Source organism: Pseudomonas sp. G166, from assembly GCF_037027455.2.
Lineage (GTDB): Bacteria > Pseudomonadota > Gammaproteobacteria > Pseudomonadales > Pseudomonadaceae > Aquipseudomonas.
The window spans coordinates 479,686-497,214 of sequence record NZ_CP146985.1; the positions used below are offsets into that span (position 1 = coordinate 479,686).

Below are 17,529 nucleotides of genomic sequence, written 5' to 3' on the forward strand. Positions count from 1 at the left end.
ATGAACAGCTTCATCCGGGGCCGCGTATCGCGCGTCCTGTTCTGTCTCGCCGTGTCTTGCCCGCTGACACTACCTGGTTCGCTGCGGGCCGAGGAGGCCAAATGGCAACTGGCGATGAACAATGCCGAACTGCGCGACGTGGTCGAGGAAATCTCGGCGATTCTGGGCAAGACGGTGGTGCTTGATCCCAAGGTGTCGGGGCGCATTAGCGTCATGTCCCGCCAGGCGCTGGACCGCGAAGGTGTGCGTCGATTGTTCTATTCGGTACTCGATGCGCACAACTTCACCGTGATCGATGAAGGCGAGCGAATCCTGATCACGCCGGTCAGCGAGGCCAAGACCCGCGCTGGTGTCAGCGACCCGAAAAGCGCCACGCCGTCGCAGTTCGTCACCCGCGTCATCGAGCTGCAATCGAGCATTGCCGCCGATATCGCCGGGCTGGTCCGGCCGCTGGTGTCGGCCAATGGTTACCTCGGGCCATCGGTATCGTCCAATGCGTTGGTGGTCACCGATACGGCCGCCAATGTGCAGCGCATCACTGCAGTGGTGCGGCAGCTGGACTCGGGGCGCAACCGCAATCATGTGGTGGTGCGCTTGCGCCATGCCCAGGCTGTGGATATCGCGCCGGTCATGGAGGCCTCCGGGGGCAAGCGCGAGGGCGATACGGCGGGCCTGGTGATCGCCGACGCCCGCAGCAATCGCCTGGTGATCATTGGCGCGCCAGCGGTGCGTCAGCGCCTGGTCGACCTGGCCCGGACCCTCGATGTCCCCGCCACCGCTTCCCAGGACAACGCGCGGGTCATTCGCCTGCGCCACAGCGATGCCAAGCAATTGGCCGAGGTGCTGGAAGTCGTCGGGCAGGATAAGAGGAATGCACCAGCGCCGACTGGCCTGCGGGAAAGTGCCCCCGCCAGCTCATTCATGATCAAGGCCGACGAAAGCCAGAATGCCCTGGTGCTGATCGCCGAACCGGCCCAGGTACGGACCATCGAAAACATCGTTCGCGAGTTGGACCAACCCCGCGCCCAAGTGCTTATCCACGCGGCCATCGTCGAGATTTCCGGGGACATTGCCGAAGCACTGGGGGTGCAGTGGGGCCTCAACCGCGGCGACGCGACCGGGTTCATCAATTTTCCGGGAACCGACATCCCGATCATCGGCGGCATGGACGTCAACAAGCTGGATAAGTCGACCGAAGGCGGGCTTCTGCGCCTGGGCGGTGATCGCTTCAGTGCGCTGGTGTCGGCGCTGGCGAGCAATACCCGCAGCAACCTGCTGTCCACCCCCAGCCTGCTGACCCTGGATAACCAGGAAGCGGAAATCATCGTTGGCCAGAACGTCCCGTTCAAGACCGGCTCCTACGCCACCAACAGCAGCGGTGCGGACAACCCGTTCACCACCGTGGAGCGCAAGGATGTTGGCATCAGCCTCAAGGTCAAGCCCTACATCAACGAGGGGTCTACCTTGCGCCTTGAAGTCCAGCAGGAAGTCTCGGACATTGCGCCGTCTGTCTCCGGCGTGGACTCCTCGGACCTGATTACCAACAAGCGGGCCTTGAAAAGCACGATCCTGGCGGACGACGGCGAGATCATCGTGATCGGCGGCCTGATTCGCGACAGTGTCCGCACCCAGGAAAGCGGGGTGCCGCTGCTGCGCAGTATCCCGTACCTGGGGGCGCTGTTTCGCTGGAATCGCGACACCCAGACCAAAAGCAACCTGATGGTGTTCCTGCGTCCCACCATCGTACGCAGCAATGAAGACTTGGCCGAGGTCAGCCGCCAGCGCTACGACGCGCTACGGGAACTGAGCAAGCCGGGCTCGCGGAAAAACAATTCGCTGTTGCTGCCCCGCGATGCCCGCCAGTTGTTCGAGTCGTCTACCGAGGCAGCGGCGAGCGACTCGCGCCAACAGTCTCCGGGTGACTCGTGAGTGATTCGCAGGCTTTGCTGCCCTTTGGTTTTGCCAAGCGTTTTGGGGTGCTGCTCGAAGGTGAGGGGCCGGCCTCGAGCCTGGTGATGCGCGGTGATACACCACTAACCGCCGTGGCAGAAGTGCGGCGCTTGTGTGGTCGGGACTTGCCGATCCAGGTCCTGGACGCGGCACAGTTCGCCACACGCCTGGCCAGTGTCTATCGCCAGGGCCAGCGCGCCGCCGAGCAGGTTGCTCAAGGCCTGGACGAGGAACTGGACCTGCTCAGCCTGGCCGATCAAGTACCGCAGACCACCGACCTGCTGGAGCAGCAGGGCGATGCGCCGATCATTCGGCTGATCAATGCCCTGCTCAGCGAAGCGGTTCGCGAACACGCATCCGACGTGCATCTGGAAACGTTCGAGCACTATTTGTCGGTGCGCATGCGCATCGACGGTCAGTTGCAGGAAATGCTGCGCCCGCGCCGTGAGCTGGCGAACCTGCTGGTGTCGCGGATCAAGGTCATGGCCCGTTTGGACATCGCCGAAAAGCGCGTGCCCCAGGACGGGCGAATGGCCTTGCGGCTGGCCGGGCACGAAGTCGATGTGCGGGTCTCGACCTTGCCGTCGGCCCATGGTGAGCGCGTGGTGTTGCGTCTGCTCGACAAGCAGGCCGGGCGCCTGGACCTGCAACGCCTGGGCCTGCCCGACGACACCCTGGCGGGGCTGCGCCAGTTGCTCGGTAAGCCCCATGGCATTGTGTTGGTCACCGGGCCCACCGGCTCGGGGAAAACCACCAGCCTGTACGCGGCGCTCAGCAGCATCAACGACCAGAGCCGCAACATCCTCACCGTCGAAGACCCGATCGAATATCACCTGCCGGGGATCGGCCAGATGCCGGTCAATCCGAAAGTCGACATGACCTTTGCCCGCGGCCTGCGGGCCATTTTGCGCCAGGATCCGGACGTGGTGATGGTCGGTGAAATCCGCGACCGCGAGACCGCCGAAATCGCCGTCCAGGCGTCCCTGACCGGGCACCTGGTGCTCTCGACCCTGCACACCAATACCGCCGTCGGCGCGGTCACGCGGCTGGTGGACATGGGCGTGGATGCGTATCTGCTGGCCTCGTCCCTGGCCGGCATCGTCGCCCAGCGCTTGTTGCGGACCTTGTGCCCGTCCTGCAAGACGCCCTATGTGGCCGACGCCGCCACTTGTCTGCGCCTGGGCCTTGAAGCCGGAGCCGCGCCACGGCTGTTCAAGGCCCAAGGCTGCGATCAATGCCAGAAAGGTTATCGCGGGCGCTTGGGTATCTATGAACTGGTGAATGTCGGCGCTGGGTTGTCGCAGCTGATTCATCAGGGGGCCACCGAGCAGGCGTTGGCTTCTGAGGCACGCAAGACCTCGCGCAGTCTGTTCCAGGACGGGCGCCAGCGGGTGCTCGAAGGCCTGACCAGCGTCGATGAACTGCTGCGCATCACCCAGGAGGATTAGCGTCATGCCGACCTTCGACTACCGGGCCGAAGATGCCCAGGGCCGACGCTGCAAGGGCCGGGTGGAAGGCGACAGCCCCCGGCATGCTCGTCAGTTGTTGCGCGAGCGCGGCTTGCTGCCCAGCGAGCTGCGCGAAGCCGGGGAGTCGCGAACCATCGGCATCCGGCCTGCTGGGGGGCGTCTGAGTCCGGCTGATCTGGCGTTGCTGACACTGCAGCTTTCCACCCTGATCCAGGCCGGCCTGCCCCTCGAGGAAGCACTCGGTGCGGTGGCGCAACAGAGCCAGAAACGCCGCGTTGCCCATCTGTTGTCGGCGGTGCGCAGTCGTGTAATGGAAGGCCACGCGTTGGCGACTGCGCTGAGGGCCTTTCCCCAGGCGTTTCCCGAGCTGTTCTGCGCCACCGTTGCGGCCGGCGAGCAATCCGGCCACTTGGGTCAGGTGCTGGAGCAATTGGCGAACTACACCCAGGCGCGCCAGGCGTCGCGCCAGCGCATTCAACTGGCGTTGGTGTATCCGCTGATTCTGATGCTGGCCTGCGTCGCGATTGTCGCGTTCCTGCTGGGCTACGTGGTGCCGGATGTGGTGAAGATTTTCGTCGACAGCGGCCAATCGTTGCCTTGGCTGACCCAGGCGCTGATCGCGGTGAGCGATGGCTTGCGCCGCTATGGCCTGCTGCTGCTCGGCGCGTTGGCTGGGCTGCTTGGCCTATGGCGCTGGAGCCTGCGCCAACCGGTGTGGCGCCTGCGTTGGCATCGCCTGCTGCTCAGGTTGCCGTTGTTGGGCGAGGTGCTGCGGGCGATGGAAGCTGCTCGCTTCGCCAGCACCCTGGCGATCCTGAGCAAAAGCGCAGTGCCGTTGGTGGAGGCCCTGCACATCGCCGCCCAGGTAATCGGCAACCTGGCCATTCGCGCGCGCATGGCCGACGTCGCCCGTTCGGTGCGCGAGGGCGGGACCCTGACCCGTGCCCTGGAGCTCGGCGGGGATATCCCGCCGCTGATGCTGCACATGATTGCCAGCGGCGAACGCGCCGGCGAACTCGACAGCATGTTGGCCCGGGCCGCCGAACAACAGGAGGCCAGCCTCGCGGCGCGCATCGCGCTGGTGGTGAGCCTTTTCGAACCGGCCATGTTGGTGCTGATGGGCGGCGTCGTGCTGCTGATCGTCATGGCCATTCTGCTTCCTATCTTGAGCCTCAACCAATTGGTGAATTGACCCATGAAACTTGAAAACAATCGACCGGCCCGTCCTCAGCGCGGCTTCACCCTGATCGAAATCATGGTGGTGGTGGTCATCATCGGTGTCCTCGGCGCCATTGTCGTGCCGCAGTTCATGAGCCGGCCCGATCAAGCCAAGGTCACCGCCGCTCGCACCGACATCCAGGCGATTGCCACGGCTCTGGAAATGTACCGTCTCGACAACGCTCATTACCCTTCGACCCAGCAAGGCCTGGAGGCGCTGAGCAAGCGTCCGTCCGGTACGCCGGTGGCAAAGAACTGGAACCCCCAGGGTTACCTGAAAAGCTTGCCGATCGATCCCTGGGGCACGCCGTACCAGTTCCTCAACCCCGGCCTCAGGTCACTCGATGGCGGCTATGACCTGTACTCGCTGGGCGCCGACGGCGTGCCAGGCGGCGAGGGCTTTGCTGCCGACATCGGCAATTGGGCCGAGTGAACATGGGCCGTCATTCTCGGGGGTTCACCTTGCTGGAACTGATGGTTGTCATTGTGTTGATCGGGGTGGTGGTGGGCATGGTCAGTCTGGCTATCGGCCCGAGCCCGACGCGTGAGGCCCGACAGCAAGCCCAGGACTTCATCCGTGTGGTGCAGCAACTGCGCGAACGCGCGGTACTGGATGGGCAGGAGTACGGGGTGCGCCTACAGCCACGTGGCTATCAGGCATTGCGACTTGAGTCTCTGGGCTGGACAGCGGTGTCGGCAGTGCATCGGCTGCCTGAAAGCCTGACGCTTGGGCTGGAGCAGGATGGCCATCTCCTGACGCTTGACGATGCCCAAGGCCCGCCACAGTTGTTGATGCTCAGCAGTGACGAGATCAGTGCGTTCAGGTTGTTCATCAAAGTCGCAGGCCAGACTATTTCCCAGGTCGTGAGTGATGGCTTGGCGGAGCCGCTGATCGATGAATGACGCTCGCAAGCTGGCCGCCGATTGCCAGGGGTTCACGTTGTTGGAGGTGATGATCGCGCTGGCGATTTTCGCCACGTTGGCGGCTGCGGTGCTGTCGGCCAGCCAGTTCGTGCTCAAGCAAAGCGCCGGGCTTGAGGACCGTCTGTTCGGTGCCTGGCTGGCGGACAACCAGCTCAGCGAGCTGCGTCTGCAAGCCGCTACGCCGCTTGGTCAACAGCGCCTGGCTCGGCACCTGGATCAGCGCGACTGGATCTTGCAACAGCGTGTCGCCCCGGCCCGCGACCCGCGCCTGCTTCAGGTCGAGATCCAGGTCAGCCGGGCCGGAGGCCCAACTGTCGTGCACCGCACTACCGGATGGATCCGCAACCATCATGAATAGGCAGTCAGGCTTCACCTTGTTGGAACTGGTCATCGCCATCGCCATTTTTGCCCTGCTTGGCCTGGCCAGTTGGCGCCTGTTCGACAGTGTCGTGCGTACCCAGCAGGGCGCCGGTCAACATGAGCGTGAAGTCAGGGCCTTGCAGCGCGCCGTGGGAGTCATCGAGCGGGATGCGTGGCAGGTCGTTGCCGATTCCATCGTGCTCGCGTCAGGGCGCCTGCAATTGCAGCGTAGCCATTGGCCCAATCCACTGGACCAGCCACGCAGCGAGCGGCAAACGGTGAGCTATCGACTCGAGGGCGCGGTGTTGTGGCGCGACAGTCGCGGTGAAGGGCCGGTCATCGTGCAACCGCATAAATTGCTCGAGGACGTACGTAGCCTGAGCTGGCGTGTATTCGATGTGCAACGGGGCTGGCACGGCGAAACCGTGCGCGGCAATGCGCCGCTGGCGTTGGAACTGGTGATTTCCACGGGGCGTTTCCGGCAGATCCGCCGTGTGCTGCTGTTGCCTGGAGCGTTGCCGTGAACCGACAACGGGGCGTGGCGCTGATCAGTGTGTTGTTGGTCCTGAGCCTGGCGCTGCTGCTCACTGCCGGCATGCTGCGCAGCCATCGCCTGTTGTTGCAGAGCAGCGCCCAGCAGTTGCAGTACGTCCAGCTACGTCAAATGGGGCTGGCCGCTGAAGCCTGGGCGCAGGCGGTGTTGGAAGGCAGCGCGATAACCTCGTCCGGGCCGGTAGACCTGAGCCAGGATTGGGCCCGGCTCAAGCCTGCATTCGAGAGGGAAGACGCCGAGATTCACATCGATATCCAGGATTTGTCCGGGCGTCTGAACCTCAACGCGTTACTGGTCCAGGGCCAAACCGATCAAATCACGCTCGGCCGTTGGACGCGATTGTTGGCGTTGCTGGATTTGCCCGCGCTGTCGTTGCCCCAGGTCGGAGTGGTGCAGGAGTTGAGTCAACTGCGCCTTTTGCCGGGCTTCGACGGCCAGACGCTGCGGCGCCTGGAACCTTGGGTGGTGTTGCTGCCCAAGGACGCGAAGCTGAATATCAACACCGCCCCGCAACTATTACTGATGACCCTGTACGGCATGGAAGAGGGGCCGGCCAAGGCGTTGGTCAACCAGCGTTCCCACACGCCCTACGCCAGCGTGCAGGCCTTTACCAATGACCCGCTGTTGTCCGGGGTGGGCGTCGGCAGCCATGGCTTGGGCGTGAGCAGCCGCTGGTTCCGAATCACCGTGAGCGTGACCCGCGCCGGCAGCCGTCTGCGCCTGGTCTCGGACATTGAGCGCGACCCCGTTAGCGGACGCTGGACGGTGAATCAGCGTCGTTTTTTACCCATCAGCCCCAGTGAGCGCCCTTAGATGAAAACCTGGCTTTACCTGACGCCCGACGGCATGGAGGCGCCTTGCGCCAACTGGCCGTGTTGCGTGTGGTCGCCCACGGGCGAACGGCGTTACCTGCCCTTGCATGAAGCCGCCCGCGAGTTGCACGGGCGAGTCGTCGACGTGCTGTTGCCGATGGAAATGTGCAGTTGGCTGCGCAGCGATCCGTGGCCCTCTCGACGCCAGCCGCGACCCCAGGCCCTGGCGTTCGCCATCGAAGAACAGTTGAGTGAAAACCTGGAGACGTTGCACATCAGCGTCGGCGAACGGGACCGTCAGCAGTGCTATCCGCTGATGGTGACCGGGCGCTCTCGGTTCCAGGCGATGCTGGCGCTATTGGCCGAGCTAGGCCTCGATGTACGCGCGATGCATGTCGACGCCGACCTGCTGCCCGATGACAAGGCTTTCGCCGTGCGCTGGTTCGGTCGCTGGCTGTTGGGCGGAGCGCTGGCGGCACGGGTGTCGTTGTCGGCCCGGGCCATGGCAACGCTCAAGCCTGAGTTGCCCGAGGACATCCACTGGCTGGACGAGGGACGTGATCGCGAAGGCATCGATGAGTGGTTGCTCAGCGTTGGCGGACACCCTATCGACCTGCTGCAGGGCGAGTTTCGTCGACGTCGCCAGCCATTGCCGTGGCGTGGCGTAGCGGTTACCGCGTTGGGATTGTTATTGCTCACCTGGGCATTGAGCGAAGCCCGTGTACGCTTTCTGGAAAGCGAAACCCGGCGCCTGTACGTTCAGAGTGAGCAGCGCTTCAGGTCGCTGTATCCCGAGCAAACCCGGATCGTCGATCTGGCAGCGCAGTTCCAGGCGTTGCACAGTCGCCGTGGGCAAAGCCAGGACACCCAGGTCGCGCGTCTGGTCCGTCTGACAGAACAGGTCATTGGCGCGACCAACGTCGAAGTGCAGCGCATCGACTTTCGGGAAAACGAAGGTTGGAAAGTCCAGCTGACGGCCAACAGCTTCGTCGAGCTTGAGCAACTGCGTGAGCGCGGCCAGCAAAACGGACTGCCCGTTTCCCTGGGCAGCGCCAGCAAACAAAACAACCGAGTGCAGGCCACCCTCACGCTGGAGAACAGTTGATGAACTTCAATAGCCTGAAACGGGCCTGGGGAAGGGTGTCACGCCGCGAGCAAGGATTGTTGCTGGGCCTCGCCGTGCTGTTGCTGATAGTCGTGGCCTACACCTCGATCTGGCAACCCACACGGCAACGGCTGGAGGTTGCCGAGCGCCAGTATCGCCAACAGGCCGAGCTGCACGCCCGGATCCAACGCGCCGAGCCCGCCCGGGATACGGCTGCCACGACACAGCCTTTGTCGGTGCGCGTCAATGACAGTGCGACTGCGGCGGGGTTGGACATCGCCGAGATGGAGGTCGACGGCGATTCGTTGCGACTGGCCGTCAGTGGCGATGCCAATCAGTTGCTCCATTGGTTGAATCAACGTGAACAGGAGGGCGCGGCGCTGCAGTCGCTGACCTTGGAGGCACGTAATCGTGTGTTGGAGGCACGGGTGATGTTGCGTCAATGATCGACCGGTGAATGGGTGATGGCTAAACCTGCACATTCCCCGGCAACAACGGCAACTTCGCCAGTTTCACCGCCACCAGCAACGCCACCACCAGCAACGTGCCGATGAACAGACCGACACCGTTCCACCCACCCAGGTGCCACGCCACGCCGCCCGCCGTACCCGCAACACTCGACCCGGCGTAATAGCTGAACAGGTACAGCGACGATGCCTGGCCCTTGGCCTTGAGGGCGCGGCGGCCGATCCAGCTGCTGGCGACCGAATGCGCGCCGAAGAAGCCGAAGGTGAACACCAGCATGCCCAGGACCACCAGCCACAGTGGCGTGGCCATGGTCAGCGCGAGGCCGGCCAGCATCAGCGCGATGGTTGCCCAGAGCATTTTGCGCCGACCGAGTTTGTCTGCCAGCGCACCGACTTTCGCCGAGCTGTAGATACCCGACAGGTACACCACTGACAGCAACCCGACAAAGGCCTGATCCAGATGATAAGGCTCGGCCAGCAGGCGGTAGCCGATGTAGTTGAACAGCGTCACGAACGCGCCCATCAACACGAAGGCTTCGAGAAACAGCAACGGCAGGCCGGCATCGCGAAAGTGCATGGTGAAACCGTCCAGCAGGCTGCGCGGGTGCAGCGAGCGCGGCCGGAAGTTGCGTGACTCGGGCAGAATCCTCCAGAACACCGCGGCGGCGATCAGGGCCAGGCCGCCGATCACCAGCATTGCGGTGTGCCAGCTGACAAAATCGATCAAAACCCCGGTGATCAGGCGCCCGCACATCCCGCCAATGGCGTTGCCGGCGATATACAGTCCCATCGCCAGGCCGATGTGCCTAGGGTGGATCTCCTCGCTCAAGTAGGTCATCGCGACCGCTGCCAACCCGCTCAACGACAGGCCCACCAACGCGCGCATCACCAATACGCCTTGCCAGGTCGGCATCATGGCACTGGCAATCGTGCACACCGAGGCCGCGAACAGTGCCGCGACCATCACCGGCTTGCGGCCGATGCGGTCGGAAATCGGGCCAGTGATCAACAGGCCGATGGCGAGCAGGCCGGTCGCCACCGACAGGATCAGGCTGCTCTGCGCCGCGTTGATGGAAAACTCCTTGGACAGGAGCGGCATCATCGGTTGCACGCAATACAGCAAGGCGAATGTCGCAAAGCCACCGCTGAACAGCGCCAGCACCGTGCGCATGAACATCGGCGTGCCTTTCTCGATGTAGATGTCCTTCAATTCGGCGACGACATCATCCTGCACACGAGGTGGGATTTCATGGGCCAGTGGAGCGACAGCTGTTTTCACGGTGGACCTCGAACGAGCACGGCCAGGCAGGCAGGCAATGAAAAAAGCATATAGCCGGCTAATGTTTCTATCCAATATATTGTTCGACCTGTTTAAGACGTTCTGCGACCTATTGGATTGCCCATGGAATTGCGTCATCTGCGTTACTTCATCGCCGTGGCCGAAGAGCTGCATTTTGGCCGCGCGGCCCTGGCCCTGGGCATCTCCCAACCGCCCTTGAGCCAGCAGATCCAGGCGCTGGAGCAGGAGATCGGTGCGCGGCTGTTCGAGCGCACCAATCGTCGGGTCGAACTGAGCGAGGCCGGGAGGCTGTTTCTTGAAGAGGCGCGGCGGGTGCTGGTCCAGGTCGACAAGGCCGCCGACGTGGCTCGCCGTGCCCAACTGGGGGAATTGGGCGAGCTGAAAATCGGCTTCACTTCCTCGGCGCCGTTCAACTCGACCATTCCCCAAGCGATTTTCACGTTCCGCCAACGTTTTCCAGCCGTGCACCTGAACCTGCGGGAAATGAGCAGCACCCAGGTCGCGGATGCATTGGTGGACGAAGCGATCGAGGTGGGCATCATGCGCCCGCTTCCACTGCCCGACTCCTTGCAGGAAATCGAACTCAGCCGCGAACCGTTGGTGGCCGTGCTCAGCTCCAAGCATCCCCTGGCCCAGGGCAGCGAAGCGGGCCTGTTTCTCTCAGCGCTGGCCCAGGAACCCTTCGTATTCTTCCCCCGCAGCTACGGCAGCGGTCTCTACGCGCAACTCCTGAGCCTGGCCCGCGATGCCGGCTTCAGCCCGCACTTCGCCCAGGAAGCCGGCGAAGCCATGACCATCATCGGCCTGGTCGCGGCGGGGCTGGGCGTCTCGGTCCTGCCGGCGTCTTACCAGCGCATGCGTATCGACGGCGTGGTCTATCGAGCGCTGCTCGACCCGGCGGCGGTGTCGGCGGTGTGGCTGGTACAGCGCAAGGACCAGCGTTCGCCGATGGCGAAGGCGTTTGTGGAGTTGCTGACTAAAAGTACGGCTGATGTTTGAGCTGGTGCCGAGTCAATTGGACATGATGTGCGACAAGTCAGCCTGTTTGTGAAGGGCGCCGTGAGGCGCCCTTCTTCGAACTATTTACCGTATTCCTTAGCCCTCCCAAACCGTCGCAGGCTTATTGGCGTGATAATCATAAAACCCTTGGAGGGTCCAGGTATCGCCCTTGCGTTCAAACGCCGCGCGCCATGCGCCTCTGCCACTGCCGGGGGATAGCTGGGCCATGTCGTACCAGTAATATTTGTTGATTCGTTTTGTCGTGGCTCTGCCGGCTCGAATGTCATCCATGATTTCTGTCACCTTGGCTCTGGCCGCTTCGGGAAAGTTGTCATATGACATCTGGGTTTCTGCCAGTGTGCTGAGGCTCACCGTAAATTTTTCCGTTGCGGTGGATGCTTCTGCCAGTACCGGCGCAGTGCTGGTGGTCGGTGACTTGCCAGGGACCTTTTTCGTCGGGACCTGGGTCACGACTTCGATATCGAACGTGTCGTAGTTCGAGAGGTTTTTCGTGAAGTTGGTGATGTCCTCACCGGTGACTAATAAGGTCTTTCGCTGCGACTTGCCTTTGTTGGCGATGACATAAGGAATCTTATTATTCCGGATTTCCGTCAGGAGTCCGGGTATGCGTCTTTTTTTCATCTCGTCCCTGAAGGCGCTGTACTTTTTATTTTTATATTCCAGGAGGTTTTCCGGATTTCCTTTGTATTTCTCCCTGGCGGCTTCTACTTCGGGTCCCTCCCCTGAGTACAGGTCGCCCAGCTCGGCCCAGAAGCGTTTTTCCGCGACTTCGATCACGTCATGAATATCGCCCTGGATCTTATCCATGGCGGCTTTCTTTCGCCCCTGTTGAGGGGTGATGGTGATGAATAAGGCGCCGGTGAGGTTGTCTGTCAAGGAGGACATCATCATCTTCAAGTCGCCTTCGCTGTCGAAAAGCTCTTTCTTGAGCGGCAGGGTCATGTCGAATATTTTTATTTTTTGCGGGGGCGTAAGCACGATCCCTCTTTCCTCTGCGCTGATGTCCCGGGTGCAGTAGTCGACGGCCTGCCATACGTTGAATTTGTACATCAGGCTTTCGTGGGGGTTTTTATGTTGCGCGAGGCCGTGGAGTCTTTTGTTTATCTTTATCTGGTTTATTCGGGAGAGATAAGTGTCGATGTCGCGCACGTGGATGTCATTCATGCTCTCACGCAGGATGCGCTCGGCCAGCTCTTCGGGCATTGAGTGGATGATCTTCTTTACCTGATCCACCACTTCCCGAGGCGGCCAGCGATGGTCCACCAGTAAGCCTTCTACCAATGCGTTGTAGGTTTTCTGTTGCGGGGTTTCCGGCGTCCGGCCGAATAGACTTTGTATGATTCCGCCACCGAGCAGCCGTTTTGGCTCTTCGATCTGCCATCGGTTATTTTTCCAAGTCACGGGCAGTTGATGAGTACGGTTGTTCGACGCATAGATAATCCGTTCACCCGCTTGTATCGCGGTTTTACTGTAGCCACTCCCTAGCTTTAAATAGCCTTGTCCACCCGCGTCCCTGAACAGGTTACGACCCTCGGGTATCAGCCCTTTGCCGTCAAAGCCTTTCAGAAGGAACGGTCCCAGCTCCGGGTCAGGCATGCGTGGCAGGGACGACAGTTCTGGTCGGTCCTTGCTTCGGCGTCGAGCTGCGCGGGCCATGATCAGATCCTGCCCGGCCTCAGCCATGACCTCTCCCAACCCGCTGATGAAGTCACTGGTCCACTGGCTGAAGCTGCCACCCTCGTCCTTTATTGCCGACACTGCGGCGCCTCCAGCCATCACCGGCAGAATCGCGCGACCCAATACCCCGCCCAGGCGGCCCGCGTAGAACATGGCCATCGCCCCCGTCAGCAACGTGATGCCATTCCTGCGTCCCTCCTGGGCCGCTGCGCTGTTGCGCTCGGCGTTCGTCACCGTTAGCGCGTCAGCCGTCTTGAGCGCGTGGGTGACCTGGGTTTCGTGCAGTGCCTTGAGCAAGTCGCCTTTCACCACGGGGGAGGCGACCTTCAACGCGAAATCATCCTGAACCCGATGCTTTATCCATGAGAAGGTGGACTGCGTGACTTTCTTTATCTTCTCGTTGAGCGTCAGGTTTTCCGCTGCTGGCACCAGGCTGGCGAGTTGATCGGCTTGTTCCATCAGCGGCAGTTGTGAAATCAGCCAGCGGGTCATTTCCAGCGTACTGATGAGTGTCTGGACCAGGACCGCTTCCAACTCCCTTTCGCTTCCTGCGTGGATGTCCCTGAACACTTTTGCGTCCGGCGCGCCCGGCGTGTACAGCGTCAATGAAGGCCGGCTGGAGAGTTTCCTGACGCCGAAGACCAGCAGCTCTTTCAGCACGCTGTCGCCCCACTGGATCTGCCGGACCGCCACCTCGTGCCCGTTGACCTTGCGGCGTGCCTCGGGCGTCGGGCTGTCCAACGCTGCCAGCACCAGGTTCAGGCCGGTGTTGTCCTTGTCGTGGGTAAAGTCGCCCGAGATATGCGCGGCCCAGGCTTGCGCCCGCATTTGTTTGGCTTTGAGGGACATCCATTCGGCCTGGCGCTCCCGGGCCGCAAGCCGCAACGCGGGTGGGATACGGGTACCCACGTTTGTCCTTTCAATGACCTCTACGATCTGCGCAAAGCTCAGCGGTCCCTCTTCGGTGTGGTGCGCAGCATTGCGTTCGTCCGGCGTCAGGTTGGCCATCGCCCATTCCGTCATGGACCGGCAGTCATCGAATATCGCCTCCACGTTGCCTCGGGATACACCAGACCCGAACGGCGACTCGCCCGTCGGTGCGTGCGGGTCGAGGGTCTGCCTGCGGATACACAGGGATACCTGCTCAGGATCGACCGGGGCGTATTTGTCTTTGATGAACCCGGCGAGCAGCGCGCGGGTCCGGTCCCGGAGGGCGTCAAGGGAAGCCAGTGTCACGGGATCTGGCGGGGGAGGGGTATCCGCCAGGGATGTCTGCAAGTCCTGCAGCGCGTTCCACCAGGCCACGCGGTCGCTGCCGATCACGTGCGGGTTGGCGTGCAGCCAGTCGTCCAGTTTTTTCTGGTACAGCCGTAACGCGCGCTCGTCCATGGCGCCCGCCAGGTCCAGCCTATCCTTGACGTTCGCCGCGGCATCGATCCTGTCTATCCAGGTATTGATCTTCTCATCTTCTCCCGGCCCGTTCAGCAGCGCATCGCTGACGGCGGTTTTTTGCGCCGCTCGCAGGTCCGTAACCAGGTGGGCAAGGAAGTCCCCGGCGATGGGGGCGGTGGTCACTTCATACTGAACGTCATCGTCCATCTCCAGACTGGCTTTCAGCGCTGCCAGGTCGACGTATACCTCCAGCGGCTTACCCGGGCTGTACAACAGCGCGCTTCCCGGGTAGTCGACATTGTCACGCTGGGTCAACGCAACGGCGCCCGATACCGGCACGCTGAACCCCCATCCTTCGGGGGTGATACTCAGCCCATAGACCCCGGGCCGGTCACGCTCCGCCAGCCTGTCGCGATCTGTCGCGTCCGGTGCCGACAGCGCCTGTTTCGTCACGGCCTTGTGCAGCGGCAGGCTGAGTGTTCCGTCCAGTTGGTGCAGATCGGCCTGTGCCTTGAGTTGCCTACCGAATTCATCGGCCAGCCATTCGCTGACACTGCGGTCCTGGCTAGGGTCGGGTGGGTTGTCCCAGAAGTTGTCCAATGCCCGCGCCAGCAGTCGTTCATACGACGCGGGAGTGATGCTTATCAGCTGCTTGATTGTTTGCTTGGCGTCACGGCTATTCAGGGCTGCCGGCATATCCGTGACGCCGATCAGATCGGTGACGATGTCGATATTGCCCAATTCGTCGAAGAACTCGTGCGCGTTGATCTTTCCTGCCACCGCACGCCAGAAAAGCCTGTCGAGGGGGACCGTTTCCGCCACCTTGCGTTTAAATGCCGGCGCGTCGGTTGTGCCCTCAGCTTGGGGGGCGGCTTCGTCCTGCAGCCGGCACACGAGTATTTCGTTGACTGCCAGCTTGTTCGTCAGGGTGGGGAAGGCTTTGCTGAACCAGTCATTCAAGTGCCGCGCAGCCACCTTCGAGGCGCGCGGAACGGCGTCGTTCAGACGGATCATCTGTTGCTGCGAGGCATTGAGTTGGTTTACCAGCAGGGCGCTAGCGGTCTGTAATGGGGTTTTCTCCAGCATGTTCTCTTCCTGAGAAGTTTTCGGAAGGAACAACCTATTGAAGAAGCGCGAAGACGGGGCGGTATATAGATACCGCATGGAGCGGCGTCAGGCGGTGTACAGGGATTAAGGACACATCATTCAGGTGGGAGCGAGCTTGCTCGCGATAAATTCTGCCGGGTCATGCCGACGGTTATTTTTTATCACGCAAAAATGTCAGGATCGCCTCGCAGGTAGCCTGGGTTTTTTCTTCCAGTACCCAATGCCCGGTATTGTGCAATATGAAAGAGTACGGTTGCGTAGTGATGTATTTGACTTGTTCGGCCAAGGTCTTTCCTCTCGAATGGTCGCCACCGATGGTGAGCACAGGCAGCGTCAATTTATGGTGGGCGAACGCTTGGTTGTCATTCACATCATTCTCTAGCCAGGCCGAATAAAGCTTGAAGGCCGCCTCCATGCGTCCAGGCCGAGAATAATCTTTCACCAACGCAGTCCGCACGCTATCCGACACTGGGTTGTTGCGGGAAAATACAAAGTTATCAAAAAACATGTTCAGGTAAGTTTCTTCCCGTCCTTGGACCATGTTCAAGGCTGCCTCGCCAAAGAAGCGAAAATGCCATTTGCTTGCAATGCCGCCTGCCGGATCGCCGTTGTAGGCCGTTTCCCATCCCGGGATGCCAGGAATGAATCCGTCCATCAAGACAATACGTTTGGTTTCCTCCGGATAAAGTGCCCCGTAGGCGTAGGCAATAATTAAACCCATGTCATGTCCGACAACGTCGACCCGCTTGATGTTCAGGCTGCTGACCAGCTCGTGCAAGTCATGCGCCATGCTCTTTTTGTCATAGCCGCTTTCTGAGATATCAGTTTCCCCCGCGCCGCGATAATCAGGAACGATAGGCGTATGACCGGCACGCACCAATGTGCCCATCAATGCTTCCCAATTGCGCCAGCTTCCCGGGAACCCATGCACCAGCAACACCGGGTTTTCGCCATCACCGCTTATAAGATAGTGAAGGCGAATGCCGTTCACATAGGCATAGGCACGTGTAAATGTTGCTCCGTCGACAACAATGTTGTTTTGTTCCGCAGAAGATGATGTGGCCTGCTGTCGAGACGACACGGGTGGGACGCCCGACCAAGCTATTGTATCCATCAGTTTCTTATCCATTTTGGAAACCGGATTTAATTTACAAAACGCGAGTTACAGCTCATAAGGCGAGCTGGGTTGTCGAGCGTTAACCTGCAAGATATTTGAAAATGGAGAGGCCTTTTTTGCAGATGTTTAAAGCCTGAAGCCATTCCTGATCTCACCGATACTGTCGAAGATGACAGTTCCGACAAGCGGTAAGATGGCTTGCATGTTTGCGCTTACATATAAGATATCCCGTTGCTGACTCAGCAGTCGGTTAGGCCCTGCGCTAAGCTGGGAACTTCAGGTCTTTCTCCGGAGATAACAATTGATCGTCCAAAGAGCACTTTCTGGGTGGCACTCATTTATTGAGTGTTATGGCTTCAGTTTGGTCTTTAAATATTTTCGGAAGTTGAGTGGTCTGCTTTCCGAGTTTTTTTGCCGGCGGGAGGCTGTGCCAGTCCTTGGAACACGATCCTTTCGATACTGAAAACTTGTGGTGACGGGGCGCGAGCACTCCAGAAAAAGGGCTGCTACGCAGCCCAGCGGGAGCAAGCTCCCTCGCCACCAGGAAAGCGTCGGGGGGTTTCTTTAGCGCTTTACTGCACCTTCGCCAAATCCCCTTTCAACGCAACGCCCGCCATGATCGCGCCAGCGTGGCATTCGTAGGTGGTCGGGTCCTTGCGTTCGTTGCTCTTGTAGAAGCTGACGATGTTGGTGACGGCGTTGGCACCGGCATTCTTGGCGGCCTGGTGCAGGCTGATCAGGGCCGATTGCAGGACCCATTCGCAGGCGACTTCATCGGATTTGTTGAAGGCGTTGGTTTTCTTGTTGGTCACCGCGCCTGGGCTGACCACGGTGACATTGCCGGCCGGTTTGTTGCCGGCCAGGTAGAACTTCACGCTGCCGTCGATTTTGCCGGTGCGGATGGCTTCGGCGACGACTTTGTCGAAAGGCAGGAACAGCGCGGTATCACGGGCCTGGCTGAGGGTCGGCAGGGTGCTGAGCAACAGGGCGGCGGTAACGGCGATTTTCTTCAACGACATGATGGTCTCCTGACCAGGGTTACAGGGATTCGAAATCCA

At 61.0% G+C, this 17,529-nt stretch carries 15 protein-coding genes; 11 read left to right on the forward strand and 4 right to left on the reverse strand.

Features of this window, described 5'->3' with window-relative positions; genetic code table 11:
- The 10 genes from gspD to gspM are packed head-to-tail and all read left to right on the forward strand — an operon-like array spanning position 1 to position 8,837.
- The gene (gene gspD / locus SGN16_RS02120) at positions 1-1,929 is read left to right on the forward strand and encodes a type II secretion system secretin GspD (protein WP_335943765.1); all 1,929 of its coding nucleotides are present in this window, start codon (positions 1-3) and stop codon (positions 1,927-1,929) included.
- On the forward strand, positions 1,926-3,398 hold the full coding sequence (gene gspE, locus SGN16_RS02125; protein WP_335943766.1) for a type II secretion system ATPase GspE: 1,473 nt from the start codon (positions 1,926-1,928) through the stop codon (positions 3,396-3,398). Before gspD ends, gspE begins: the two co-directional genes overlap by 4 nt.
- A 4-nt stretch (positions 3,399-3,402) precedes the next feature.
- Complete coding sequence (gene gspF / locus SGN16_RS02130; protein WP_335943767.1) at positions 3,403-4,611, forward strand: type II secretion system inner membrane protein GspF; 1,209 nt, start codon at positions 3,403-3,405, stop codon at positions 4,609-4,611.
- Between the two features lie 3 nt (positions 4,612-4,614).
- A complete protein-coding gene (gene gspG / locus SGN16_RS02135) occupies positions 4,615-5,070 on the forward strand; it encodes a type II secretion system major pseudopilin GspG (RefSeq protein ID WP_210642486.1) in 456 nt (151 codons plus the stop codon).
- 2 nt (positions 5,071-5,072) lie between these two features.
- Complete coding sequence (gene gspH / locus SGN16_RS02140; protein WP_210642487.1) at positions 5,073-5,540, forward strand: type II secretion system minor pseudopilin GspH; 468 nt, start codon at positions 5,073-5,075, stop codon at positions 5,538-5,540.
- A complete protein-coding gene (gene gspI, locus SGN16_RS02145; RefSeq protein ID WP_210642488.1) occupies positions 5,533-5,919 on the forward strand; it encodes a type II secretion system minor pseudopilin GspI in 387 nt (128 codons plus the stop codon). Before gspH ends, gspI begins: the two co-directional genes overlap by 8 nt.
- Positions 5,912-6,445, forward strand: coding sequence for a type II secretion system protein GspJ (locus SGN16_RS02150; RefSeq protein WP_335943768.1), 534 nt, complete (start codon positions 5,912-5,914; stop codon positions 6,443-6,445). Before gspI ends, SGN16_RS02150 begins: the two co-directional genes overlap by 8 nt.
- Entirely contained in the window at positions 6,442-7,287 is an 846-nt protein-coding gene (locus SGN16_RS02155; protein ID WP_335943769.1) for a type II secretion system protein GspK, read from the forward strand. Before SGN16_RS02150 ends, SGN16_RS02155 begins: the two co-directional genes overlap by 4 nt.
- Positions 7,288-8,391 (forward strand): type II secretion system protein GspL, encoded by a 1,104-nt coding sequence (gene gspL / locus SGN16_RS02160; protein WP_335943770.1) that lies wholly within the window; start codon positions 7,288-7,290, stop codon positions 8,389-8,391.
- Positions 8,391-8,837 (forward strand): type II secretion system protein GspM, encoded by a 447-nt coding sequence (gene gspM, locus SGN16_RS02165; RefSeq protein ID WP_210642492.1) that lies wholly within the window; start codon positions 8,391-8,393, stop codon positions 8,835-8,837. Before gspL ends, gspM begins: the two co-directional genes overlap by 1 nt.
- Before the next feature lie 22 nt (positions 8,838-8,859).
- On the opposite strand, the gene SGN16_RS02170 is transcribed toward gspM, so the two are convergent.
- Entirely contained in the window at positions 8,860-10,035 is a 1,176-nt protein-coding gene (locus SGN16_RS02170; RefSeq protein ID WP_335943929.1) for an MFS transporter, read from the reverse strand.
- A gap of 225 nt (positions 10,036-10,260) precedes the next feature.
- Between SGN16_RS02170 and SGN16_RS02175 the strand changes: the two genes are divergently transcribed.
- On the forward strand, positions 10,261-11,157 hold the full coding sequence (locus SGN16_RS02175; protein WP_210642494.1) for a LysR family transcriptional regulator: 897 nt from the start codon (positions 10,261-10,263) through the stop codon (positions 11,155-11,157).
- 96 nt (positions 11,158-11,253) lie between these two features.
- Here SGN16_RS02175 and SGN16_RS02180 read toward each other — a convergent pair whose 3' ends face one another.
- The 3 genes from SGN16_RS02180 to SGN16_RS02190 form a co-directional block, all read right to left on the reverse strand.
- Complete coding sequence (locus SGN16_RS02180; protein WP_335943771.1) at positions 11,254-15,333, reverse strand: DUF6543 domain-containing protein; 4,080 nt, start codon at positions 15,331-15,333, stop codon at positions 11,254-11,256.
- Positions 15,334-15,505: 172 nt separating this feature from the next.
- Positions 15,506-16,483, reverse strand: a complete 978-nt coding sequence (locus SGN16_RS02185) for an alpha/beta hydrolase (RefSeq protein WP_335943772.1) — start codon at positions 16,481-16,483, stop codon at positions 15,506-15,508.
- A 560-nt stretch (positions 16,484-17,043) separates the two neighbouring features.
- The gene (locus tag SGN16_RS02190) at positions 17,044-17,490 is read right to left on the reverse strand and encodes an excinuclease (protein ID WP_210642496.1); all 447 of its coding nucleotides are present in this window, start codon (positions 17,488-17,490) and stop codon (positions 17,044-17,046) included.
- Positions 17,491-17,529 lie beyond the last annotated feature (39 nt).